This is a genomic window from Tabrizicola oligotrophica, from assembly GCF_011008935.1.
GTDB classification, from domain to species: Bacteria; Pseudomonadota; Alphaproteobacteria; order Rhodobacterales; family Rhodobacteraceae; genus Tabrizicola_A; species Tabrizicola_A oligotrophica.
Genome location: NZ_JAAIVJ010000008.1, coordinates 50,498 through 73,084 on the forward strand (window position 1 = coordinate 50,498; position 22,587 = coordinate 73,084).

Annotated in this window: 16 protein-coding genes; 8 read left to right on the forward strand and 8 right to left on the reverse strand. The window is 66.8% G+C overall.

The features are described 5' to 3' along the window. Positions 1-62: 62 nt before the first annotated feature. On the reverse strand, positions 63-2,240 hold the full coding sequence (locus G4Z14_RS13445) for a ComEC/Rec2 family competence protein (protein WP_164626586.1): 2,178 nt from the start codon (positions 2,238-2,240) through the stop codon (positions 63-65). An 85-nt stretch (positions 2,241-2,325) separates the two neighbouring features. On the opposite strand from G4Z14_RS13445, the gene gltX reads away from it, so the two are divergent. From gltX to G4Z14_RS13460, 3 genes are all read left to right on the forward strand, one after another. Continuing rightward, positions 2,326-3,729 carry a glutamate--tRNA ligase gene (gene gltX / locus G4Z14_RS13450; RefSeq protein WP_164626588.1) on the forward strand — a complete coding sequence of 468 codons (1,404 nt, stop codon included), beginning with the start codon at positions 2,326-2,328 and terminating at the stop codon, positions 3,727-3,729. 75 nt (positions 3,730-3,804) lie between these two features. Then, positions 3,805-5,100, forward strand: a complete 1,296-nt coding sequence (gene gltA / locus G4Z14_RS13455; protein WP_164626590.1) for a citrate synthase — start codon at positions 3,805-3,807, stop codon at positions 5,098-5,100. Positions 5,101-5,243: 143 nt separating this feature from the next. Then, the gene (locus G4Z14_RS13460) at positions 5,244-5,978 is read left to right on the forward strand and encodes a heparan-alpha-glucosaminide N-acetyltransferase (protein ID WP_164626592.1); all 735 of its coding nucleotides are present in this window, start codon (positions 5,244-5,246) and stop codon (positions 5,976-5,978) included. 6 nt (positions 5,979-5,984) lie between these two features. Here G4Z14_RS13460 and G4Z14_RS13465 read toward each other — a convergent pair whose 3' ends face one another. Both G4Z14_RS13465 and G4Z14_RS13470 read right to left on the reverse strand, forming a co-directional pair. Continuing rightward, a complete protein-coding gene (locus tag G4Z14_RS13465; RefSeq protein ID WP_164626594.1) occupies positions 5,985-7,094 on the reverse strand; it encodes a DUF2235 domain-containing protein in 1,110 nt (369 codons plus the stop codon). A 106-nt stretch (positions 7,095-7,200) separates the two neighbouring features. Further along, a complete protein-coding gene (locus G4Z14_RS13470) occupies positions 7,201-8,346 on the reverse strand; it encodes a type III PLP-dependent enzyme (protein ID WP_164626596.1) in 1,146 nt (381 codons plus the stop codon). A gap of 440 nt (positions 8,347-8,786) precedes the next feature. Between G4Z14_RS13470 and G4Z14_RS13475 the strand changes: the two genes are divergently transcribed. The 3 genes from G4Z14_RS13475 (at position 8,787) to G4Z14_RS13485 (ending at position 13,819) form a co-directional block, all read left to right on the forward strand. Further along, entirely contained in the window at positions 8,787-9,218 is a 432-nt protein-coding gene (locus G4Z14_RS13475) for an Lrp/AsnC family transcriptional regulator (RefSeq protein ID WP_164626598.1), read from the forward strand. Positions 9,219-9,381: 163 nt separating this feature from the next. After that, positions 9,382-12,483: a valine--tRNA ligase gene (locus G4Z14_RS13480; protein ID WP_164626805.1), complete on the forward strand. Its 3,102-nt coding sequence runs from the start codon at positions 9,382-9,384 to the stop codon at positions 12,481-12,483. 232 nt (positions 12,484-12,715) lie between these two features. Further along, a complete protein-coding gene (locus G4Z14_RS13485) occupies positions 12,716-13,819 on the forward strand; it encodes a pyridoxal phosphate-dependent aminotransferase (protein ID WP_164626600.1) in 1,104 nt (367 codons plus the stop codon). 1 nt (position 13,820) lies between these two features. Here G4Z14_RS13485 and G4Z14_RS13490 read toward each other — a convergent pair whose 3' ends face one another. Continuing rightward, entirely contained in the window at positions 13,821-14,201 is a 381-nt protein-coding gene (locus tag G4Z14_RS13490; RefSeq protein ID WP_164626602.1) for a DUF4177 domain-containing protein, read from the reverse strand. A 135-nt stretch (positions 14,202-14,336) separates the two neighbouring features. Then, the gene (gene gatB, locus G4Z14_RS13495) at positions 14,337-15,848 is read right to left on the reverse strand and encodes an Asp-tRNA(Asn)/Glu-tRNA(Gln) amidotransferase subunit GatB (protein ID WP_164626604.1); all 1,512 of its coding nucleotides are present in this window, start codon (positions 15,846-15,848) and stop codon (positions 14,337-14,339) included. Between the two features lie 318 nt (positions 15,849-16,166). Between gatB and G4Z14_RS18905 the strand changes: the two genes are divergently transcribed. Then, positions 16,167-16,655 carry a transglycosylase SLT domain-containing protein gene (locus G4Z14_RS18905; protein ID WP_227751736.1) on the forward strand — a complete coding sequence of 163 codons (489 nt, stop codon included), beginning with the start codon at positions 16,167-16,169 and terminating at the stop codon, positions 16,653-16,655. 348 nt (positions 16,656-17,003) lie between these two features. Here the strand turns inward: G4Z14_RS18905 and pepN are convergent, their stop codons facing one another. Further along, positions 17,004-19,580, reverse strand: coding sequence for an aminopeptidase N (pepN, locus tag G4Z14_RS13505; protein WP_164626606.1), 2,577 nt, complete (start codon positions 19,578-19,580; stop codon positions 17,004-17,006). An 81-nt stretch (positions 19,581-19,661) separates the two neighbouring features. Next, complete coding sequence (locus tag G4Z14_RS13510) at positions 19,662-20,009, reverse strand: arsenate reductase family protein (RefSeq protein ID WP_164626607.1); 348 nt, start codon at positions 20,007-20,009, stop codon at positions 19,662-19,664. Positions 20,010-20,108: 99 nt separating this feature from the next. Here G4Z14_RS13510 and G4Z14_RS13515 point away from each other — a divergent pair, with 99 nt between their 5' ends. After that, positions 20,109-21,587: an FAD-binding domain-containing protein gene (locus tag G4Z14_RS13515; protein WP_164626608.1), complete on the forward strand. Its 1,479-nt coding sequence runs from the start codon at positions 20,109-20,111 to the stop codon at positions 21,585-21,587. 112 nt (positions 21,588-21,699) lie between these two features. On the opposite strand, the gene G4Z14_RS13520 is transcribed toward G4Z14_RS13515, so the two are convergent. Continuing rightward, a complete protein-coding gene (locus G4Z14_RS13520; protein WP_164626609.1) occupies positions 21,700-22,587 on the reverse strand; it encodes an SRPBCC domain-containing protein in 888 nt (295 codons plus the stop codon).

Consider the following 22,587-nt stretch of genomic DNA (forward strand, 5'->3'; position numbering starts at 1 on the left):
GCCGGGCGGCCAGTCGCCGCGCGCGGGGCGGCTCCGATACCATTAGCCGCGCCGCCCCCGGATCACCAGACGAGGTCCGGCAGGTCGGGCAATCCGGCCTTTCCCGTCCAGATGCGGCCCGCCCGCGCCGCGGGCAGGAGGATCCAGCCTTCGCGCCCCCGCCAAAGGGCCAGCGCCCCGGTCTTGCGCAACAGCGCCCGGTCGATCAGGCGACAGCCCTCCGGCGCCCGTCCGGCGGCATCGCTGGCAAGGATCACCAGATCGGCGGCGGCACAGGCGGCGGCCAGATCGGGGGTCTTTCCGGTCAGGACGATACCTCTGAACGGCCCGCCGCACTCTGCGCCCGCGGGGCATCTCTCGGCTCCCCTCCCCCTCGTGGGGAGGAGCTGGGGGTGGGGGGCACCTGGCGGCTCGCTTGGCGTCACGTCTGGCCTTTCATCCGGCAGCACAAAGCCCCGCGCCGTCTTTGGCCCGGAAAACCCAGGCCGCAGGAAGGCCGCGGCCTGGGTGGCAAGATCGCCGTCCTTTTCCAGCCAGGCCCCGGCGGTAAACCCCGCCCCCTTTTCGGCCGAAAGCGCCCGCCCCTCCGGCCCCATGAGACCGACCAGCGCGCCATCGCCGCTGATGAGCAGGATCGGCCGCCCGGTCATGGCCCAGAGCGCCGCCCCCAAGGCCAGCGGCAACAGCGACAACCCCCGCACTCGGCCCCGCATCAGCACCAGCCAGCAGCCCGCGACGGTCAAGAGCGGCAAGACCCATGGCCCCGGCGCGACGATGGGTGTGACCGCGCCCTCCAGCCCGGCGATCCAGTGCGCCACGAACAGGATCCAGCGCGCCGCCAGTTCCATCAGCCACAGCGCCGGCGCGGCAAGACCGATGGGCGCCAAGAGCGCCGCCACCGCCCCCGCCGCCATCAGAAGGCTCATCACCGGCACGGTCAGCAGGTTTGCCACCAGCCCGTAATCGGTGAACCGGTTGAAGGTCGCCGCCGCGTAGGGCGCCGTCGCCGCCCCGGCGATGACCGAGGACAGGACCAGCGTGAACACCGGCAGAACCCAGCGCGGCAGGCGTTCGCGCATCACCCGGCCCTCCAGCGCACCAAAGCCCGCGATCAGGGCGACGGTCGCGGCAAAGGACAGCTGGAACCCCGGTTCCGTCAGGCTTTCGGGCTGCCACACCAGCAGCACCACCGCCGAAAGCGCCACCGACCGCAGGGTCAGCGCGCGCCGGTCGAACAGAATCGCGCCCAGCATCACCGAGACCATCAGGAAGGCGCGTTCGGTTGCCACATTTGCCCCTGACAGCAGCAGGTAGAACAACGCCACCGCAAAGGCCACGATCGCCGCCAGCTTCTTGGTGTTCACCCGCAGCGCAAGCGGCGGCACCAGCGCCAGCCCATGGCGCAACAGCACAAAGACAAATCCGGTGAGGAAGGCCATGTTCATGCCCGAAATCGCCAGCAGATGCGCGAGGTTCGAATCGCGCAGCGCCTCGACCGTCTCCTTGGAAATCCCCGACCTGTCGCCGGTCATCGCCCCGCTGGCAAAGGCTCCGGCATCGCCCGGCAGGGCCGCCATGATCCCGCGCGACAGCCGCATCCTGAGCCGGTTCACCAGCTGCGTGCCGGGGGCGGGGTCTTCCCAGACCACCACCGGCGTACGGCTGTAGCCGACCGCCCCCAGACCATCGAAGAACGCCATGCGGCGAAAGTCGAAGCCGCCCGGTTCCGTCGGCCCTTCCGGTGCGGCAAGGCGGGCAGTCAGCAGCACCACCTGCCCCGGATCCGGATCCGGCACCGGCACCTCGCCGTGCAGCGAAATCCGCACCCGCGCCGGGGTCTTGTCGGGTGGCAGCTCCAGCACAACATGGTCCAGCGTCAGCCGCAGCGCGTCGGACTGCGAGCGGTCGATCTCGACGATGCGGCCCTGCACCGGGCCGGCATAGGGCTGCTCCAGCATCGGGGCGGCGACCAGATGCGCCCGCGCCCCCGCTGCCAGAAACCCGGCCAGCAGGCAGGCCGCAATGACGGCCAGCGGATGCGCGAGTTCCGGCCCATGGCGCCAGAATCCGAGGCAGCACCCCAACCCGAGCGCCGCCGCGCCATAGCTTAGCATCCCCGGCTCCTGCGCAAGTCCGAACCACAGCCCGATTCCCGCGCCAAGAAACACCGGCACCCACGGAAACAGCAGCCCCCGCATGTCAAGCAGCCGGTACAGCGGCCAGAGAAGCCAGCGCGTCATCCCCGCCACCTTGTTTTGCGCCCCGCGATTGCCTAAAGCTCTGCCGATCCTAATGCCCTCTTGGTTTCCGAAAGGTTAACGCCGCATGACCTCCCAGGTAGTCACCCGCTTCGCCCCCTCGCCCACCGGGTTTCTGCACATCGGCGGCGGGCGGACGGCGCTGTTCAACTGGCTTTACGCCCGCGGACGCGGCGGCAAGTTCCTGCTCCGCATCGAGGACACCGACCGCGAACGCTCCACCCCCGAGGCGACCGCGGCGATTCTGAAGGGGCTGAGCTGGCTGGGCCTTGACTGGGACGGCGAGGTGGTCAGCCAGTTCGACCGCCGCGGCCGCCATGCCGAGGTGGCGCATGAAATGCTGGCCCGCGGCACCGCCTACAAATGCTTTTCCACGCCCGAGGAAATCGCCGCCTTCCGCGCCGAGGCCGAGGCGAAAGGCGCCTCCTACGCCGTCTTTCAAAGCCCTTGGCGCGATGCCGACCCTGCAAGCTACCCCGATGCGCCCTATGCGATCCGCATGAAGGCACCGCGCGACGGGGTGACGGAAATCCGCGACGAGGTTCAGGGAATCGTAACGATCCGGAACGAAACTCTGGACGACATGATCGTCCTGCGCTCGGATGGCACGCCGACCTATATGCTCGCCGTGGTGGTGGACGATCACGACATGGGCGTGACCCATGTGATCCGGGGGGATGACCATCTGAACAACGCCGGCCGCCAGCAGATGGTCTATGACGCGATGGGCTGGCCGGTGCCGGTCTGGGCCCATATCCCGCTGATTCACGGCCCCGATGGCAAAAAGCTGTCCAAGCGCCATGGCGCGACCGGGGTCGAGGAATATCAGGCCATGGGCTATCCGGCGGCGGGGATGCGCAATTATCTGACGCGGCTTGGCTGGGCGCATGGCGACGCCGAGATCTTCACCAGCGCCGAGGCGATGACGATGTTCGACCTGAAGGGAATCGGTCGCGCGCCGGCCCGGCTGGATTTCAGGAAGCTGGAAAACACCTGCGGCCATCACCTGGCGATGACCGCCGATGCTGCACTGCTGCATGAACTGGAGGCCTTCCTTGTCGCCGCCGGGCGGCCCGCCCTGACCGACACCCAGCGCGACCGGCTGTCGCGGGGGCTGTACTGCGTGAAGGACCGGGCGAAAACCTTCCCGGAACTGCTTGAAAAGGCAGAGTTTGCGCTAACGTCGCGCCCGGTGGCGCCGGACGAGGCGGCGGCGAAGACTCTGGATTCGGTATCCCGTGGTATACTGAAATCATTGACGCCGCGCCTGCAAAATGCTAGCTGGACAAAGGAAGGGCTGGAAACCATCCTCAACGATGCTGCCGCAGAAAACGGGATCGGTTTCGGCAAGCTCGCCGCGCCGCTCCGCGCGGCCTTGGCGGGACGGACAGCCACGCCCAGCGTGTTCGACATGATGCTGGTCATCGGTCGTGATGAGACGATTGCACGGCTGCTGGACGCCGGGGCCTGACCCCACCGCCCAGAGCCGGAAACCAGGAACGCCGCCCGGCATGGCCCATGCCGGAGCCTTTGATGGGGACGGAAGATGGCCGAACAGACCAAGACCGCAACGCTCAGCCTTGACGGCAAGACCTATGACCTGCCGGTCTACGCCCCGACCCTCGGGCCGGAAGTCGTCGATATCGGCAAGCTTTATGCCCAGGCTGATGTCTTTACCTTCGACCCTGGCTTCACCTCGACGGCGGCCTGCGAAAGCACGATCACCTATATCGACGGTGACAAGGGCGAGCTGCTGCATCGCGGCTATCCGATCGAACAGCTGGCCGAACACTCGCATTACCTCGAGGTCTGCTATCTGCTGCTTTACGGCGAACTGCCAACCGCTGCCCAGCTCAAGGACTTCGAAGCGCGTGTGACCAAGCACACGATGGTGCATGAACAGATGCACAACTTCTTCCGCGGGTTCCGCCGTGACAGCCACCCGATGGCGACCATGGTCGGCGTCGTCGGCGCCATGTCGGCCTTCTACCACGACAGCCTTGACATCAACGACCCCTGGCACCGCGAAGTCGCCTCGATCCGGATGATCGCCAAGCTGCCGACCATCGCCGCCATGGCCTACAAGTATTCGATCGGCCAGCCCTTCGTCTATCCGAAGAACGCGCTGTCCTATGCCGGCAACTTCCTGCACATGTGCTTTGCGGTGCCGACCGAGGACTATGTCGTCAACCCGGTCCTCGAAAAGGCGATGGACCGCATCATGATGCTGCACGCCGACCATGAACAGAACGCCTCGACCTCGACAGTGCGTCTGGCCGGCTCGTCGGGCGCCAACCCGTTTGCCTGCATCGCCGCCGGCATCGCCTGCCTTTGGGGCCCGGCCCATGGCGGCGCCAACCAGGCCTGCCTTGAAATGCTGAAGGAAATCGGCACTGTCGACCGCATCCCGGAATATGTCGCCAAGGCCAAGGACAAGAACTCGGGCTTCCGCCTGATGGGCTTCGGCCACCGGGTCTACAAGAACTTCGACCCGCGGGCGACGGTGATGAAACAGTCGGCGGACGAGGTGCTGGGCCTGCTCGGCATCGAGAACAACCCGCTCCTGCAGGTCGCCAAGGAACTGGAGCGCATCGCGCTGTCGGATGACTATTTCATCTCGAAAAAGCTCTACCCCAACGTCGACTTCTACTCGGGCATCATCCTCGAGGCGATGGGCTTCCCGACCTCGATGTTCACGCCCATCTTCGCCATCTCGCGCACCGTCGGCTGGATCAGCCAGTGGAAAGAGATGATCGGCGAGAAGAACCAGAAGATCGGCCGCCCGCGCCAGCTTTACGTCGGTGCCGCGAAGCGCGACTATGTCGACACCCGCCATCGCTGAGGCGGAAAGACGCGCATGACAGCAGGGCGGTCCGGCGTGGACCGCCCTTTTGCGTTGCGCCCGGCGCTCAAAACCACCATGTCTTCATCTGTTCCCAAATATCCCACGGGGGTCCGGGGGTGTGAAACCCCCGGTCACGACGCTTGACCCAAGACAGCGGCCGCCTGATCGGCCTCGACATCGCCCGCAGCGCAGCCCTCCTAGGCATGGCGGCCTTCCATCTGGTCTTTGACCTGCAGATGTTCGGCCTCCTGCCCTATGGCACCACGCTGCATCCGGTCTTCTACTGGCACGCCCGGATCGTGGCGGGCAGCTTCCTGTTTCTCGCCGGCGCCTCGCTCTGGCTGGCCCATGGCGCCGGCCTGCGCTGGCCCGCCTTCTGGCGACGCTGGGGCAAACTCGTTGCCGCGGCGGCGCTGGTCAGCGCGGGCACCTACGCGGCGCTGCCCGAGTATTTCGTCTATTTCGGCATCCTGCATTGCATCGCCGTCTGCAGCCTGATCGGGCTGGCCGTGCTGCGCCTGCCGGTGCCGGTCATCGCGCTCGGCGGGACGGCAGTCATGGCCGCGAGCTACCTGCTGCCCTCGCCGGCCTTCAACGCGCCCCTCCTGCGCTTCCTTGGCCTTGCGACCGAGCCGGCGCTGACTGTCGATTTCGAACCGCTGTTTCCCTGGGTCGGCCCGTTTCTACTGGGCCTTGCCGCAGCGAAGCTTGCCGATCAGCTTGGCGCCCTGCGCTGGCTGGCCCGGCCCGACACAGCCGGCCTGCGCCGGCTCGCCTGGCCGGGGCGGCACAGTCTGGTGATCTATCTCCTGCACCAACCCCTCCTGATCGGGCTGATCTACGCCGGGCTCTTCCTGTCGACCCGCCTGCCCTGACACCGCTCAGAACAGACGTGTCAGCGGCCAGGGCATCCAGCTGAAGGGGCGCTCACCTGCGGCTGTCGGGTGAATCGCCTCCGACACATCGCGCCCCACCACGCGCGGGCGGCGCAACAGGAACAGCTTCGCCCAGCCCCGCGTCGTGCCCATCATCGGCGCCGAAGGATCACAGGGGAACCGCCCGTGCCACCCCTGCGGCAGGCGCAGACCAACCGCCTCGGCCCGCTCCAGCATCCACACCAGCGGAATATTCGCCAGGGGCCGTGCGGCGGGATAGGTGCCCACCTGCCCGCCCACATCGGAATGCCCGCCGCGGAACCAGACCTGCTGCACATTGCCCTCCCATCCCGGCGGGCAATCCCACATCACCGGATCGAACACCGCCCGCGTCTCATGCAGGGCCAGCGCCTGAAAGCCGTGGCGGATCGAGGCGCCAAGGTGGTGATTGTGAAAGCGGTATTTCCGGTCGGTCAGCATCCACAGCAGCGGCAGGCGCAGCCCCAGCGCCTTGACGGTGTCCCAGACGCCCACCAGTTCGATCGCGGCCTCGGGGTGGCAATAGGCGCGGGCAAAGGCCTGCGCCGCCGGGCGCTCCGGTCCCATGCGGTAATGGCGATAGGCAAGCTTGATGACCCGCTCCACCGCCTTTTCGCGCCGCACCAGCCCGACCCGGTCGATCACCCCGGCAAGGCTGCGCACCGCATAGGCCCCGCGCGAATAGCCGAACAGGAAGATCCGGTCGCCGGGGCGATACTGGCTGGCCAGCCAGCCATAGGCGCGGGAGATCTGGCGGCTGAGGCCGCGGCCCTGCAGGAAGCCCCAGGCGTGGCGGATGCCCTCCCATTGCAGGCCTTCCTCGTAATAGACCCGGCGATGCACACCCTTCTGATCTTCCAGCAGGAGTTTCAGCAAAAGCCCGGCGTTGGTCTCATATCCCGGCTCCAGCAGCGAGAGCGTGCCGTCAAGGATGATGACATGATCGACAACACCTCTTTGCCGCCCCGGCGCCGGCGGCGCGGCGGGTTCGGCAGTGGCGACGGGCTTGCCCCGCCACCAAAGCGCGATGCGTTCGACCAGAGACGTGGCACACCCCCAAACCGCAATCGGCCACATCAGGCGGCCACAGCTCCATCATAGACAGAACAAGGTTAAGAAAATGACGCAAAACGGGCACCCGCAAGGGGTGCCCGCCACACGGTTCTGAAATTTCCGCGGAAAGTTACAGTTTCTGGCCCAGAACCGTGACCATCGCCAGCTCGCCAAAGCCGTTGAAGCGGCTGTTGGTCACCGTGGAATAGGCGCCCATGCCTTCGAAGATCACGAAATCGCCCTCGGCGATGTCATCGGGGAGGGGCACATCGCCCGGCAGGCGGTCCACCGAATCACAGGTCGGGCCAAAGCAGACCCGGCCATGCACCGCGCCCTTGCGCTGCTCGCCCTGGGGCGTCAGAACCGTGATGCGGTCAATGATGCCGATCTGGCCGAGTTCAAAGAGCGAGCCATAAAGCCCGTCATTGAGAAAGACATGGATGCCATCCCGCACCGCCTTGACGCGCGCGGCAAGGGTGAAGGCGTCGCCGCACACCGCGCGGCCCGGCTCGCAGACCAGCGCCGGACGGTCTGTGCCGAAGGCCTCGGTCGCGACGCGGTCGATGGTGGCGAAGGTTTCATCCAGCTGCGGTGCCACGCCCACGGCGCGGTGGTTCGGGAAGCCGCCGCCGACGTTCAGCCGGGCGATCTTGACGCCGGCCTTGCGGGCGATCACCGCCGCCTCGCGGATATAGGCCGCCCAGGCGTTCGGATCGGTGCATTGCGTGCCGGGGTGGAAGGTGATCGAGGGGATATAGCCCGCTGCCGCCACCGTTTTCAGCAGCTCGACCGCGACATCCTCGGTCGCGCCGAACTTGGCGCCGAAGTTATAGGCGGCGCCGGCCACCGGCAGCTTGAAACGCACCGAGATTTCACAACCTGCCGCCGGCACCAGTTCGATCAGCTTGGCCAGTTCGCTGTGGCTGTCGACCGAATAGGACTTCACGTCCCGCGCAACGGCATGGGCGATCTCGGAGCGCGAGCGCACCGGGTTGTTGTAATGAATCGCGGCATCGGGGGCGAGACGACGGATCAGGTCGATCTCGAAGGGCGAGGCGCAGTCAAAGCCCCTGACCCCGGCGGCGACCAGATTCTCGATCATCTCCTCGCCGGGATTGGATTTGACGGCATAGGTGACAAGGCCGGGAAAGCCCGTCAGAAACTTGCGCGCCACGGCCTGCACGGCGCTGGGGGCGAAGAACAGCACCGGGTTTTCCGGGCTTTGCGTCTTCAGGAATTCGGTCGGATTGGTCCAGATCGTCTTGGACAGTCCCATCGGCGTGATCCTTTCTGCCAACAAGATGCGTGTCCTCCTCCATTGCCACACCAGATATGGTATGGACGGACTCGGCCCCCGCGTGGTTTTTCCAACCAGGCCAGGTGCGTATGAGCCGCCCTTTTCCTGCAACTGAGGATGCCGCATATGGGGTACAACTTCACCGGTTAAAACTACATTTCTGCCTGATTTTGACGGCATAACGACAGCATTTCGATACATTGTGCAAGGTTTGCCCCGAAAAGCGCCCCGACCGGGCGTGTCGGGCAGCGCCTGTCGTGGCAGTGCGGAAACATGATCAAATTTCCAGACGGAGATGATCAAATTTCCAACCCGCCAGTACGACCCGCCCGCGGGCGCCGTTCGGGCAAAAGGCTCTGGCCAACCGGTCGAATTGCTTGCTATGCAAGGCAATCTGACGAAACGGGGCTGCGACCTGCATGGATGATCTGGACCGCAACATTCTGACGCTGCTGGGGGCCGATGCCCGCATGTCGGTGGCCACGCTGGCGCGGCGGCTGAAAGTGGCGCGCTCCACCATTCAGGCCCGGCTGGAGCGGCTGGAGACCACCGGAATCATCGCCGGCTACACGCTGAAACTGGGCGAGGCGGCGCGGCAGGGACGGCTTCGCGCCAGCGTGCTGCTGACCATCGAGCCGCGCTCGCAGGCCGCGATCCTGACCCGGCTGAAAGGCATCGGCGAGGTGGAGCGGGTCTTCACCACCTCGGGCCGGTTCGACCTTTTGTTGCAGGTCGCCGCTTCGAACACTCAGGTGCTGGATTCGGTGCTGGACCAGATCGGCGCGCTGACCGGGGTCAAATCCTCCGAAAGCCTGATCCACCTGTCGACCCGGCTGGATCGGGCGGTCTGAGCGGAAACCAGCGGCGGGCTTTGCCAGCCCTTCCGGCCGACCGGGGCGCGGAGGGACAGCATGCAGCCTCCGGCGGGAGTATTTGGGCCAAGAGGAAGCACTGCCGCTTGGCCTTTTGCCCGTGATTGGCTAAAGCCTGCGGGACGATGTGAGGATGCCCGCGATGCCGATGGAAAAGACCTTCTCCCCCGCCGAGGCCGAAGCCCGGATTTCGAAGCTCTGGCTGGAGGAAAAGGCCTTCCGCGCCGGGGCGAATGCCAAGCCGGGACACCCTGCGTTTTCGGTGATGATCCCGCCGCCGAACGTGACGGGCAGCCTGCATATGGGCCATGCCTTCAACAACACGCTGCAGGACATTCTGGTGCGCTGGCACCGGATGCGCGGCGATGACACGCTCTGGCAGCCCGGCACCGATCATGCCGGCATTGCCACCCAGATGGTGACCGAGCGCGAGATGGCGCAGAACGGCGAACCCTCGCGCCGCGAAATGGGGCGCGAGGCGTTCCTGTCCCGGGTCTGGCAGCAGAAGGTCAAATCGCGCGGCACCATCATTGGCCAGTTGCAGCGGCTCGGCGCCTCCTGCGACTGGGACCGCGAGGCCTTCACCATGTCGGGCGCACCGGGGGCGCCGGCGGGCGAGGCCGGCAACTTCCATGACGCCGTGATCAAGGTCTTTGTCGAGATGTATCGCAAGGGGCTGATCTATCGCGGCAAGCGGCTGGTGAACTGGGACCCGCATTTCGAAACCGCGATTTCCGACCTTGAGGTGGAAAACACCGAAGTCGCCGGCCACATGTGGCATTTCAAATACCGGCTCGCGGGCGGCGAAACCTATGACTATGTCGAGAAGGACGCCGACGGCACTGTGACCCTGCGCGAGACGCGCGATTACATCTCGATCGCCACCACCCGGCCCGAAACCATGCTGGGCGACGGCGCGGTGGCGGTGCATCCCAGTGACGAACGCTATGCCCCGATCGTCGGCAAGATGGTGCATCTGCCGCTCTGTGACCGCCTGATCCCGATCATTGCCGACGAATACCCGGACCCGGATTTCGGCTCGGGCGCGGTGAAGATCACCGGCGCACATGATTTCAACGACTATGGCGTGGCCAAGCGCAACGCCCTGCCCTGCTACCGGCTGATGGACAGCCGCGGCCGGATGCGGGCCGATGGTGCGGCCTATGACATCGCCGTGCGGCGCGCCCGCGAGATCGCCGCCGGCTCTGCGACCAGCGAATCCGAAGTCGACAGCCTGAACCTCGTGCCCGAGAAATACCGCGGGCTGGACCGGTTCGAGGCGCGCAAGCTGGTGGTGGCCGACATCAATGCGCAAGGCCTGTCCGTCGTGGTCAAGGTCAAGTCGATCGACCCGGAGACCAACGCGGAAGACTGGAAGAACCTGCCTTTCGTCGAGGACAAGAAGATCATGCAGCCCTTTGGCGACCGCTCCAAGGTCGTCATTGAACCCATGCTGACCGACCAGTGGTTCGTCGACACCGCCAAGATCGTCGAACCCGCGCTGGAGGCGGTGCGGACCGGCAAGACGAAGGTCATCCCGGACTCGGGCGAAAAGACCTATTATCACTGGCTGGAGAACATCGAACCCTGGTGCATCTCGCGCCAGCTGTGGTGGGGCCACCAGATTCCGGTGTGGTATGGGCTGGCGCTCGACCCGGGCAGCTTCACCGATGACGAAGGCGACGATGCGCTGGACGAGGTGGAACTGCTCACCATCCTCGGCGATGGCGGTCCGAGCGAACGCGAAGCCCGCCATCATTGCGCCGCCGATTTCGCCACTGTGACCGAGGCGTTCCGCGACGATCTCGCCGCCCTGCCGCATCCCTTGAACGCCTGCCGCGTGGTCGAGGTCGCCAATCGCCACGCCGCCGTGACGCTCTTGGCGCAGTCGCTGGCCGATTACAACCTGAGCCAGGACCCGACGCATCTGGCCTACCCGGTCTGGCGCGACCCCGACGTCCTGGACACCTGGTTCTCCTCGGGCCTCTGGCCGATCGGCACGCTGGGCTGGCCCGAACCCACCCCGGAACTGGCGCGGTATTTCCCGACCAGCGTTCTGGTGACCGGGGCCGACATCCTGTTCTTCTGGGTCGCCCGGATGATGATGATGCAGCTGGCGGTGGTGGACCAGATTCCGTTCCACACCGTCTATCTGCACGGGCTTGTCCGCGACGCCAAGGGCAAGAAGATGTCGAAATCCTTGGGCAATGTCATCGACCCGCTGGAAATCATCGACGAATTCGGCGCCGACGCGCTGCGGTTTGCCAATGCGGCGATGGCCTCGCTTGGCGGCGTCTTGAAACTCGACACCCAGCGCATCGCCGGCTACCGGAACTTCGGCACCAAGCTGTGGAACGCCTGCCGCTTTGCCGAGATGAACGGCGTCTGGGAGGGCCATGCCACCCAGAACGCCGCCCCCAGGGCCGAGGCCACTGCCAACCGCTGGATCATCGGAGAAACCGCCCGCACCCTGGCCGAGGTGAACGAGGCGCTGGAAAACTTCCGCTTCGACCAGGCCGCCGACACGCTTTACAAATTCGTCTGGGGCAAGGTCTGCGACTGGTATGTCGAATTTGCCAAGCCGCTCTTCGATGGCGCCCATGCGGATGAGACCCGCGCCACCATGGCCTGGGTGCTGGATCAGTCGATGATCCTTTTGCACCCGTTCATGCCCTTCCTCACCGAAGAACTCTGGTCCACCACCGGAATCCGCGCCAAGCGGCTGGTCCATACCGACTGGCCAGCCTTCGCCGACCTGACCGATGCGGCGGCGGCGACCGAGATGGGCTTCGTCACCGGGCTGATCGACGAAATCCGCTCGGCGCGGGCGCAGGTGCATGTGCCGGTCGGCCTGAAATGCGATCTGGTGGCAACCGAACTTTCGCCCGCCGCCCGCGCGGCCTGGGCGCGCAACGAAGCCCTGATCCGCCGCATGGCGCGCATCGAAGGCTTCAGCGAAGGGCCGGCGCCGAAAGGCTCCATCGCCATCGCCATGGAGGGCGCGGGCTTTGCCCTGCCGCTCGAAGGTCTGATCGACATTGCCGAGGAAAAGGCGCGGCTGGCCAAGGCCATGGACAAGCTGATGAAGGAAATCGGTGGCCTCAAGGGGCGGCTGAACAACCCCAATTTCGTCAAATCTGCCCCCGAAGAGGTGATCGACGAGGCCCGCGCCAATCTGGAAGCCCGCGAGGACGAGGCCGCCAAGCTGCAGGCTGCCGCCAGCCGGCTCGCCGAAATCGGCTGAGGTCATCTGTTCGAAAATATCCTCGGGGGGTTGAATGGCCGCAGGCCAGAAGGGGGGCAGACAGCCCCCCTTCTTCTTCCGGCAGGCGATTTCCGGCGCGGAAATCGCGGCGGAGTTTGGCGCAAGCTCCGGGCCCCTGTCCCCGATTTCTGCGCCAGAAATCGACCGCGGAATTTGCGCCAAATTCCGCCCGCGTCTTGCCCGGACCGGATTTTTGCGCTTCCCTGTTGCCATGACAGCCCTACGCCTCACCCCGCTTGCCGCCTCGCTGCCCTCCACCGTGCCCTTCGTCGGCCCTGAGACGCAGGAGCGCAGCCTTGGCCGCCCGTTCCGCGCCCGGCTTGGTGCCAATGAAAGCCTGTTCGGCCCCTCGCCCCACGCCATCGCGGCCATGGCCAAGGCCGCGACAGAAGTCTGGATGTATGGCGACCCCGAGCTTTTCGAGCTGAAGGCCGCGCTTGCCGCGCATCACGCCTGCCGCCCGGACCATATCGTTGTCGGTGAAGGGATTGACGGGCTGCTGGGCTATCTCACCCGGCTGATGATTGCGCCGGGTGACAAGGTTGTCACCTCGCTCGGCGCCTATCCGACCTTTCCCTTCCACGTCGCGGGCTTTGGCGGCGAGATCATCCGCGTGCCCTACAAGGGCGACCATGAAGACCCCGAGGCGCTGGTCGCTTGCGCCCGGGCGCACCGGCCGAAACTGGTCTATCTCGCCAACCCCGACAACCCGATGGGCAGCCATCACGCCGGCCCGGTGATCGAAGCCATGGTCGCGGCGCTGCCGCCTGAAAGCCTGCTCATTCTGGACGAGGCCTATATCGACCTCGCCCCGCCCGGCACCGCGCCGATGATCGCACCGGACGATCCCCGCGTCATCCGCTTCCGTACCTTTTCAAAGGGTTACGGCATGGCGGGCCTGCGCGTCGGCTATGCGATCTGCGCCCCGGACCTGGCGCGGGCCTTCGACAAGATCCGCAACCATTTCGGCATGGGCCGCATCGCGCAGGCGGGGGCGCTGGCGGCGCTGGCCGATCAGGACTGGCTGGCAAAGGTGCGGGCCGGCGTCGCCGAAGGCCGTGACCGGCTGGCCGCCATCGCCCGCGCCAATGGCGCGACCGCCCTGCCCTCGGCCACCAATTTCGTGACGATGGACCTTGGCCGCGACGGCGATTTCGCCCGCGCCACCTTGCGCGAACTGACCGGGCTTGGCGTCTTTGTCCGCATGCCGGGCGTCGCGCCACTGGACCGCTGCCTGCGCGTCAGCGTCGGCGACAAGGCAGCGCTGGACATCTTTGAAGACTGCCTGCCGCGGGCGCTGCAGGCCGCCCGCTAGGTCATTCCGCGGCCATGTCGGGCGAGGCCGGGCCGACTGGCGGTGCCGCGCCGGGGCTGACCTCGGCCGGCCCGAGCCGGCGGGTTGCCACAAAGGCTGCGTCCTGTCCGGTCTCGGGGCGGGGGTCCGCAGGGCGCGGGACCTCGGCCTCCAGCACCCGGCGGAACACCAGAAGGTTCTGATAGCTGGTCTTGGTGCCGGTCAGGCCCGACCGCTCGTCGACGGGCAGGGTATCGGCGCGGATGTAATCCCAGCCCTGCGCCCCCATCTCGTTCATCAGCGCTGTCAGCGCCAGCGCGAAGCGGTCCTCGGTCGTCTTCACCCCGCGGGCCTTTTCTCCCCGGCGCGGGGCGGGAATGACTTTGAACTCATAGCGGGGCATGGGCGTCTCCATCGGCAATGCCGGGCAATCTACACAGATTCGCCCCGCAAGGCCAAGGCAGCGCAGGGCTTTCCGGCAAAGCCGGCGGAGAGGCGCCACCCCGCCGGTTGCAGGGCCGGGCGCCTGCCCCGTCGCTCAAAGACCGAGCTTCTGCGCCACCATGGCATTGACCACCGCCGGGTTGGCCTTGCCGCCAGTGGCCTTCAGCACCTGCCCGGTGAACCAGCCGGCGAGCTTGGCATTGACCTTGGCCTTCTCCACCTGATCGGGGTTGGCGGCAATCAACTCGTCCAGCGCCTTTTCGATGGCGCCAGTGTCGGTCACGGCCTTCATGCCGTGCTTGGCGGCCTGCTCCGCCGGGTCGCCGCCTTCGGTCCAGAGAATCTCGAACAGATCCTTGGCCATCTTGCCGGTGATCTCGCCCTTGGCCAGCAAGTCGAGCATCCCGCCCAACTGCGCCGCGGAAACCGGGCTGTCGGCAATCGCGCGGCCCTCCTTGTTCAGACGTCCAAACAACTCGTTGATGACCCAGTTCGCGGCAATCTTGCCATCGCGGCCCTGCGCCACCGCCTCGAAGAAGGCTGCCGAATCCACCTCGGCCGTCAGCACATTGGCGTCATAGTCGGTCAGCCCGAAATCGCCCATGAAGCGCGCCTTCTTGGCGTCGGGCAGTTCCGGCATGGTGGCGGCAATCTGGTCGACCCAGGCCTGTTCGATCTCCAGCGGCAGCAGGTCCGGGCAGGGGAAATAGCGATAGTCGTGCGCCTCTTCCTTCGAGCGCATCGACCGGGTCTCGCCCTTGTCCGGGTCGTAAAGCCGGGTCTCCTGCATCACCGAACCACCATCCTCGATGATGGCGATCTGGCGCCGCGCCTCATAGTCGATGGCGGCCTGAATGAAGCGCAGCGAGTTCATGTTCTTGATCTCGCAGCGCGTGCCGAGATGGCTGAAGTCCTGCGTTTCCTGATATTTCTCATACTGGCCGGGCTTGCAGACCGAGACGTTCACGTCCGCCCGCAGGTTGCCGTGCTGCATGTCGCCGTCGCAGGTGCCAAGATAGCGCAGGATCTGGCGCAGCTTCGAGACATAGGCCGCCGCCTCCTCCGGCCCGCGGATGTCGGGGCGCGAGACGATCTCCATCAGCGCAACGCCGGTGCGGTTGAAATCGACGAAGGACATCGTCGGGTCCATGTCGTGAATCGACTTGCCGGCGTCCTGCTCCAGATGGATGCGCTCGATCCGCACCCGGCGGGCGACACCGGGGGCGAGTTCCACCAGCACTTCGCCCTCGCCCACGATCGGGTGGTAGAGCTGGCTGATCTGATAGCCCTGCGGCAAGTCGGGGTAGAAATAGTTCTTGCGGTCAAAGGCCGAAACCAGATTGATCTGCGCCTTCAGCCCCAGCCCCGAGCGCACTGCCTGCTCGATGCAAAACTCGTTGATGACCGGCAGCATGCCCGGCATGGCGGCATCGACGAAAGCCACGTTGGAGTTCGGCTCGGCGCCGACCTGCGTCGAGGCGCCGGAAAACAGCTTGGCGTTCGAGGAGACCTGCGCATGGATCTCCATGCCGATCACCAGTTCCCAATCGTGCTTTGCCCCGGCAATCACCTTGGGTTTCGGCGCGGTATAGGTCAGGTCAAGCATGGCAAACCCCTTGGCTGGATTGCCTTCGTCTTAGGCAAAGACAGCTGCCGCGGCAAGGGGCGGCGGGCGGGCAAACCGGCCTTGGTCCGGCGCGAAAGGCGGCAAGAACCCGCCGATGGGCGACCGGATTTGCCGGAATGCTGGACAAGCGCCCCCGCGCGAGGGCATCGCCAAGCGGTCCGCAACAACCCCGAGCCCGCTTTGCCGCGTTTCCGTCCCGTCGCCGCCCTTCCCGTCCTCGCGCTTGCGCTTTCGGCCTGCGTTCCGGCCGGCCTGCCAAAACTGGGCGCGCTGCTGTCCTCCGGCGAGAGGCCCGCAATGCGCTGGGATCACCGGCCGGAAGCGGCGGAGTGGACCGCCCGCAGCCTCGCCGCCATTGCAGCACAGGATGCCGCCCTCGCCGCGCAGGTGCCCGCCGACATCGAGACCTGGTGTCCGGGCTACGAGGAGAACGGCCTCGCCGACCGCCGCGCCTTCTGGGCAGGGATGCTGTCAGCGGTGGCAAAATATGAAAGCAGCTGGAATCCGACGGCCGCGGGCGGCGGCGGGCGCTATATCGGGCTGATGCAGATCTCGCCCGGCTCGGCCCGCAACTATGGCTGCACGGCCACCAGCGCCGGGGCGCTGAAGGACGGCGCGGCCAATCTGGAATGCGCGGTCGAGATGATCGCCCACCATGTCGCCCAGGACGAGGTGGTGGCCGGTCCGGGCAACCGGGGGGTCGGGCGCGACTGGATGCCGTTGCGCAAGGCCGCCAAGCGCGCCGAAATCGCCGGCTGGACTCGCGCGCAAAGCTACTGCCAATAGCGGCACCCCGACCGGACCAGGGGGGCTTCCGCCCCCCTCGCGCGTGCCGCGCTCACCCCCTGAGGATATTTTCGCCACATTGAAGGCGGTGAAGTCTTTCTTAACCAGTCGAGGCCAAACTGCTCCTGCGGTACAGGGAGGGATCCCGATGACCGCCCACGTTGAAGGCACCGCACCTCCCCCCTTGCCCCGCAAGGCCCGAGGTGCGGTTGCCCGCGACGACCTGGCGCCTTCAATGTGGTGCAAATATCCTCTGCGAAGCATGGCACCGAGCCGGTTGGCGGGAACCGCCAGAGGCGAGACAAAGACGTGCCGCGCCTCCGCTGGCGGAGGTGCGGCGCACTCGGATCACGCCCCCAGCATCCGCCCCGCCATTTCCGACAGATCGCGGCTGAGGCCGGGTGTGGCGAGGATGCGGGCAAGTTCGGCCCGGATCATCTCTTGCCGGTCGGCGTCGTAGCGCGGCCAGGTCTCGAAGGCGGTGGACATCCGCGCCGCGGTCTGCGGGTTCAGCGGGTCCAGCCGGATCAGCCAATCGGCAAGCGTCTGATAGCCCGCACCGCTGTCGTGGTGAAAGCCCGCATGGTTGGTCGTCAGCGCTCCGATCACCGCGCGGAAGCGGTTTGGGTTCTTCATGTCGAAATCGGGCCGGGCGGTCAGGCGGGCGACAGTGGCCGCCGCCGCCTCAGGCGCGGCCATGCCAACCTGCACGGCAAACCATTTGTCCATCACCAGCCGGTCATGCGTCCAGCGTGAACCAAAGGCTGCAAGCTCCTGATCGCCATGGCAATTTTCCAGAAGGATTGCCAGAGCGCCGAAGCTCTCGGTCATGTTGTACGCTTGCACAAATGCGGTGCTGGCCGCCTTGCCGCCATCCAGCCGGGTCAGGAAGGCCAGCGCGGCAAGTCGCAGCGCGCGCTTGCCGGCCGGCCCGGCCTCGGCCGAAAATTCCCCCGTCCCCCGGCAGCTGCGCTCCAGCCCGTCCAGCCCCGGTGCCAGCCTCTCGGCCAGCGCCAGCCCCAGGGCGCGGCGGGCGGCGTGGATGCGGGCGGGGTCAGGGACATGGCCCGCGGCGTGCAGAGTGGCCGCCATGTCGTCATCCGACGGCAGCCGCAGCGCCAGCGCCCGGAAGGCCGGGTCAAGGCTGTCGTCGAAGGCCAGCCGCGCCATGCCGTCGAGAAGATCGGCAGTCGGTTTCGCCCCTTGTGTCACCATCCGCGCCAGAACATCCTTGGCCAGCGCGCGACCCGCCTCCCAACGGTTGAACGGATCGGTGTCATGCGCCAGAAGGAAAGCGCGTTCGGCTTGGGGCACCTCGCGTTCCAGCACCACCGGCGCGGAGAACCCGCGCAGGATCGAGGGAACAGGTCGCGCGGAAAGGTTTTCGAAAGCAAAGCTTTGCACAGTCTTGTTCATCTCAAGCACTGTAGTCGGCACCACCTCGTCGCCATTGGGATTGAGAAGGCCGACAGCAATCGGGATCACCTTGGCCCCCTTCGCGCTCTGGCCTGGAGTGGGCGGGTTCACCTGGGTAAAGGTCAGCGTATAGGTGCCGCCGGCGGGCGCCGCCGCCCAGGCCTCCTGCACCTTGAGCCGCGGTGTGCCGGCTTCGGAATACCAGCGCTTGAACTGGGTCAGATCGCGGCCGGTGGCATCCTCAAACACCTTCAGCCAGTCCTCGATCGTCGCCGCCTCGCCATCGTGGCGGCTGAAATAGAGGTCGAGCGCGCGGGCATAGGCCGCGTCGCCCACCAGCCGCTTCAGCATGCCGATGACTTCGGCGCCCTTCTCATAGATGGTCGCGGTGTAGAAATTGTTGATTTCCACAAAGCTTTCGGGACGCACCGCATGGGCCAACGGGCCCTGATCCTCGCGGAACTGGCGGGCGCGCAGGGTCAGGACATCCTCGATCCGCTTCACCGCAGGACTGCGCATGTCGCCCGAGAACTGCTGGTCGCGGAACACCGTCAGCCCCTCTTTCAGGCAAAGCTGGAACCAGTCGCGGCAGGTGATGCGATTGCCGGTCCAGTTGTGGAAATACTCATGCGCGATGATCGCTTCGATGCGGGCAAAGTCGTCGTCGGTGGCGGTGTCGGGGCTGGCCAGAACCACCTTGGAGTTGAAAATGTTCAACCCCTTGTTCTCCATCGCGCCCATATTGAAGTCATCGACGGCCACAATGTTGAAAATGTCCAAGTCGTATTCGCGACCATAGACATCTTCATCCCACGCCATCGACTTCTTCAGCGCCTCCATCCCCCAGGCGCAGCGGTTTTCATCGCCCGGTCGAACCCAGATGTTCAGCGCCACATCGCGGCCCGAGGCGGTGGTGAACTGCCCCGGATGGGCGACAAGCGCGCCCGCGACCAGCGCAAAGAGATAGGCCGGCTTCGGCCAGGGGTCGTCCCATTCCGCCCAGCCCGGCCCCTGCCCCAGCGGGTTGCCGTTCGACAGCAGCACCGGCATCTCGCCCTCGATGCGCACGGCAAACCGCGCCATCACGTCGGGGCGGTCGGGGTAATAAGTGATCTTGCGGAACCCCTCGGCCTCGCATTGCGTGCAGTACATGCCCTTCGACATGTAAAGCCCTTCGAGGGCGGTGTTGGTTTCCGGGCTGATCTCGACTTCGGTGTCCAGCGTGAAAGCGCCCGTCGGCAGGTCGGCGGCGGCGATGGTCAGGCCTTCGGCATCGACTGCGGGCGACACCGCCTGCCCGTTCACCGCCGCCGAAACCAGCCGCAGATTCTCGCCGTTCAGCCGCAGGTCGTGGCGGCCGGGGCGGGCCGGATTCGGCGCAAAGGCAAGCCGCGCCAGCACCCGCGTCGCGCGCGGCGCCAGCCGGAAGGTCAGGCTCACCTGGTCAAGCGTGAAGGGAAAGGGCTGGTAATCGGCCAGATAGACGGTGCGCGGGTCGGCTGCGGTCATGGGGGCACTCCTTTGGCCGCAGACTTGCGCCCTTTGCGGGCCGCCGCAAGGGGCCAAGGCACCGGGGCCAAGGCACCGAGGTCAGAGCAGGGCGGCCAGCCTGTCGGCGGGACGGCAGAGCGCGCTGCCCTTCGGCGTCACCACGAAGGGACGCTGCACAAGGCCGGGCAGCTGCACCATGGCATCCAGAATCTGGTCGGCGGTCACACCCTCGGCGGTCAGCCCCATCCCGGCAGCCGGGGAATTTGCGCGGCGCAGGGCTTCGTGCGCGGTGACGCCGGCGGCGGCAAACAGCGCCTGAAGCTGGGGCTTCGACCAGCCAAGCTTCAGATATTCCACGACTTCTGGTTCCTGCCCGGTGGCGCGGATCGCAGCCAGCACAGCGCGCGACGTGCCGCAGGCGGGGTTGTGATAGATGGTGATCGTCATGGCAGGCCCCCTGATCTGCCCCTTCCTGCCACGGGTCGCCGCCCGAGAAAAGCGCTTTCACCCTTTACGAATCGCGTGGCGGCGTTACACCAATGTTCCATGAATGTTCTCGTCTGGCTGAAACGCGACCTGCGGCTTGCCGACCATCCGGCGCTGACCCTCGCGGCCGGGATGGGCGCGGTCTTGCCGGTCTATATCATCGAGCCGGAGCTTTGGTTCGGGCCGGATGCCTCGGCCCGGCAATGGGAGTTTGTCGCGGAAAGCCTTGCCAGCCTGCGGGCCGAGATGGCTGCGGCGGGGCTGACCCTGGCGCTGCGCACCGGCGACGCGGTGGAGGTCCTGTCGCGGCTTTGTCTGCGCCATGCGATCAGCCGGATCGTCAGCCATGAGGAAACCGGCAACGCCTGGAGCCATGCGCGCGACCGTCGGGTGGCGCAATGGGCGCGCGGAGCGGGGATTGACCGGGTGGAACTGCCGCAATCGGGGGTCATCCGGCAGCTGGCCCGCCGGGACACCTGGCGGGCAAGGCGGGAGGATTTCATGGCCGCCCCGGCGCTGCCCCTGCCCCAGGGCTTGCGCCCGGTCGACGGGGTAGAGGCCGGCCTCCTTCCCACCGCCCGCGCCCTGCGTCTGCCCGAGGATCGCTGCCCGCACCGCCAGCGCGGCGGGCGCGAGGAAGGGCTGCGGCTTCTGGACAGCTTCCTGACGCTGCGCGGCGAGCCCTACCGCACTGCGATGTCCTCGCCCCTGTCGGGCGAGCGCGCATGCTCGCGCCTGTCGCCCCATCTTGCCTTTGGCACCCTGTCGCTGCGCGAGACGGTGCAGGCCACTGCGGCGCGACAGGCCGCGCGGCCCGGCGGGCAATGGCCGGGCGCCCTGACCGGGTTTCAACACCGCCTCCTCTGGCGCGACCAGTCCATCCAGACGCTGGAGGACCAGCCCGGCCTTGAAACCGCCTGCCAGCTGCGCGCCGCCGAGAGCCTGCGCGCCCGGCTGCCCGATGCAGGGCGGCTGGCGGCTTGGGAAGCTGGCGAAACCGGGCTGCCGTTTCTGGACGCCAGCCTGCGCTATCTGCGGGCCACGGGCTGGCTGAATTTCCGGATGCGGGCGATGGTGATGGCGACGGCCTCCCATTACCTCGGGCTGGATTGGCGGGCGACCGGGCCGATTCTTGCGCGGCTGTTCACCGATTACGAGCCCGGCATCCACTGGCCGCAGGTGCAGCTGCACGCGGGCGTCGTAGCGACTCACCTGCCGCGCCTGTGCAACCCGGTCCGGCTGGGGATGGCGCAAGACCCGACTGGCGTCTTCACCCGCCGCTGGCTGCCGGAACTGGCGCCGGTGCCGGATGCCTGTCTGCAGGAGCCGTGGAAATGGCCGGGTTTCCAGTCGCTTGCCGGGCGGCGCTATCCTGAACCCGTCGTCGACCCGCAGGCGGCGCAAAAGGCCGCGCGCGCCGCGATCTGGTCCTTGCGCCGGATGGCCGGGCGCGGGGAGGAAGCGGCGGCGACTGCCCCCCGCCCGCCGCGCCGGGCTGCGGCGCGCAAACCCTCGGCCCAGATGAGTTTCGACCTCTGAGCCCGCAGCGGACATCCGCCCGCCGGCCGTGGCGGGGGGCTGTCTGCCCCCCACGCGGTCCGGCCGGGCCGGACCACTCCCCCCGAGGATATTTTGAAACAGATGAAAGACCTTACTCCGCCCCGATGAAGCGGGCGAGTTTGCCAAGCGTCTGCAGGCCCAGCGCCTCGGCGCCAAAGCCCTTGGCCTCGGCCCATTCCCTGGCCGTGGCCATGGCCATGCCGAGCGTCACCTCGGTGCCGCCCTCGATCGGTGCGAATTCGATCCAGGCATCGGCGTGCTTCGGGCCGTTTTCGCCCCAGAGCAGGCGGTAGTCGATGCGGGACTGCGGCTCGATCCGGTCATAGCGGTGATGGTTGGGGTAAACCGTGCCATCCGGGCCGATCATGTCGAACACCCATTCGCCGCCGGTGCGCAGGTCGATCCGGGTGGTGCGGCAGGAAAACCCCTCCGGCCCCCACCACTGCGGCAGGGTCTTTTCGTTGATCCATGCGCCCCAGACCCGGTCCAGCGGCGCCTTGATGGCGCGTTTCAACAGCATCGAGCGGGCCGACACCTCGGCCAGATTGGCCAGCCCGCCGCCAAAGCCGTGGCGGTAGCCCTCGGCCATGTCCTGCGCCAGCGAGGACAGCTGCACCGTTACGCTGATGCGGCTTGTGTCGCCCTCGCCGCTGAACCCGGCGGTGACGAGGGCGGCAGAAAGCGTCGTGCCCTGACAGGACACCACCTCGGAATTGACCGACCGCTGGCCCGGCTCCAGCGCCAGCCAGACCCCCTCGACGCGCACATCCGGCTCGCCCGCCACCTTGCACAGCGACACTTCGCGCCCACCCACCCCGCGCGCGCTTTCAAGGTAGTCCACCGTCACCTCGGGCGAGGGCGCGGACCACAGCGCGCGGGCGGCCGGGGCCGTCCAGATCTCCCACAGGGTCGCCACCGGGGCCGCGACATCTTGGTCAAAGCGCAGTGTGGCGAAGGGGCCAGAGGGTTCACCCGGCAT

What these genes read in the sequence shown, in the direction of transcription:
- G4Z14_RS13445 (WP_164626586.1), bottom strand. Translation starts at nt 2,240, where the DNA reads ATGACGCGCTGGCTTCTCTGGCCGCTGTACCGGCTGCTTGACATGCGG.
- gltX (WP_164626588.1), top strand. Translation starts at nt 2,326, where the DNA reads ATGACCTCCCAGGTAGTCACCCGCTTCGCCCCCTCGCCCACCGGGTTT.
- gltA (WP_164626590.1), top strand. Translation starts at nt 3,805, where the DNA reads ATGGCCGAACAGACCAAGACCGCAACGCTCAGCCTTGACGGCAAGACC.
- G4Z14_RS13465 (WP_164626594.1), bottom strand. Translation starts at nt 7,094, where the DNA reads ATGTGGCCGATTGCGGTTTGGGGGTGTGCCACGTCTCTGGTCGAACGC.
- G4Z14_RS13470 (WP_164626596.1), bottom strand. Translation starts at nt 8,346, where the DNA reads ATGGGACTGTCCAAGACGATCTGGACCAATCCGACCGAATTCCTGAAG.
- G4Z14_RS13475 (WP_164626598.1), top strand. Translation starts at nt 8,787, where the DNA reads ATGGATGATCTGGACCGCAACATTCTGACGCTGCTGGGGGCCGATGCC.
- G4Z14_RS13480 (WP_164626805.1), top strand. Translation starts at nt 9,382, where the DNA reads ATGCCGATGGAAAAGACCTTCTCCCCCGCCGAGGCCGAAGCCCGGATT.
- G4Z14_RS13485 (WP_164626600.1), top strand. Translation starts at nt 12,716, where the DNA reads ATGACAGCCCTACGCCTCACCCCGCTTGCCGCCTCGCTGCCCTCCACC.
- G4Z14_RS13490 (WP_164626602.1), bottom strand. Translation starts at nt 14,201, where the DNA reads ATGCCCCGCTATGAGTTCAAAGTCATTCCCGCCCCGCGCCGGGGAGAA.
- gatB (WP_164626604.1), bottom strand. Translation starts at nt 15,848, where the DNA reads ATGCTTGACCTGACCTATACCGCGCCGAAACCCAAGGTGATTGCCGGG.
- G4Z14_RS18905 (WP_227751736.1), top strand. Translation starts at nt 16,167, where the DNA reads ATGCGCTGGGATCACCGGCCGGAAGCGGCGGAGTGGACCGCCCGCAGC.
- pepN (WP_164626606.1), bottom strand. Translation starts at nt 19,580, where the DNA reads ATGACCGCAGCCGACCCGCGCACCGTCTATCTGGCCGATTACCAGCCC.
- G4Z14_RS13510 (WP_164626607.1), bottom strand. Translation starts at nt 20,009, where the DNA reads ATGACGATCACCATCTATCACAACCCCGCCTGCGGCACGTCGCGCGCT.
- G4Z14_RS13515 (WP_164626608.1), top strand. Translation starts at nt 20,109, where the DNA reads ATGAATGTTCTCGTCTGGCTGAAACGCGACCTGCGGCTTGCCGACCAT.
- G4Z14_RS13520 (WP_164626609.1), bottom strand. Translation starts at nt 22,587, where the DNA reads ATGCCGGGTGAACCCTCTGGCCCCTTCGCCACACTGCGCTTTGACCAA.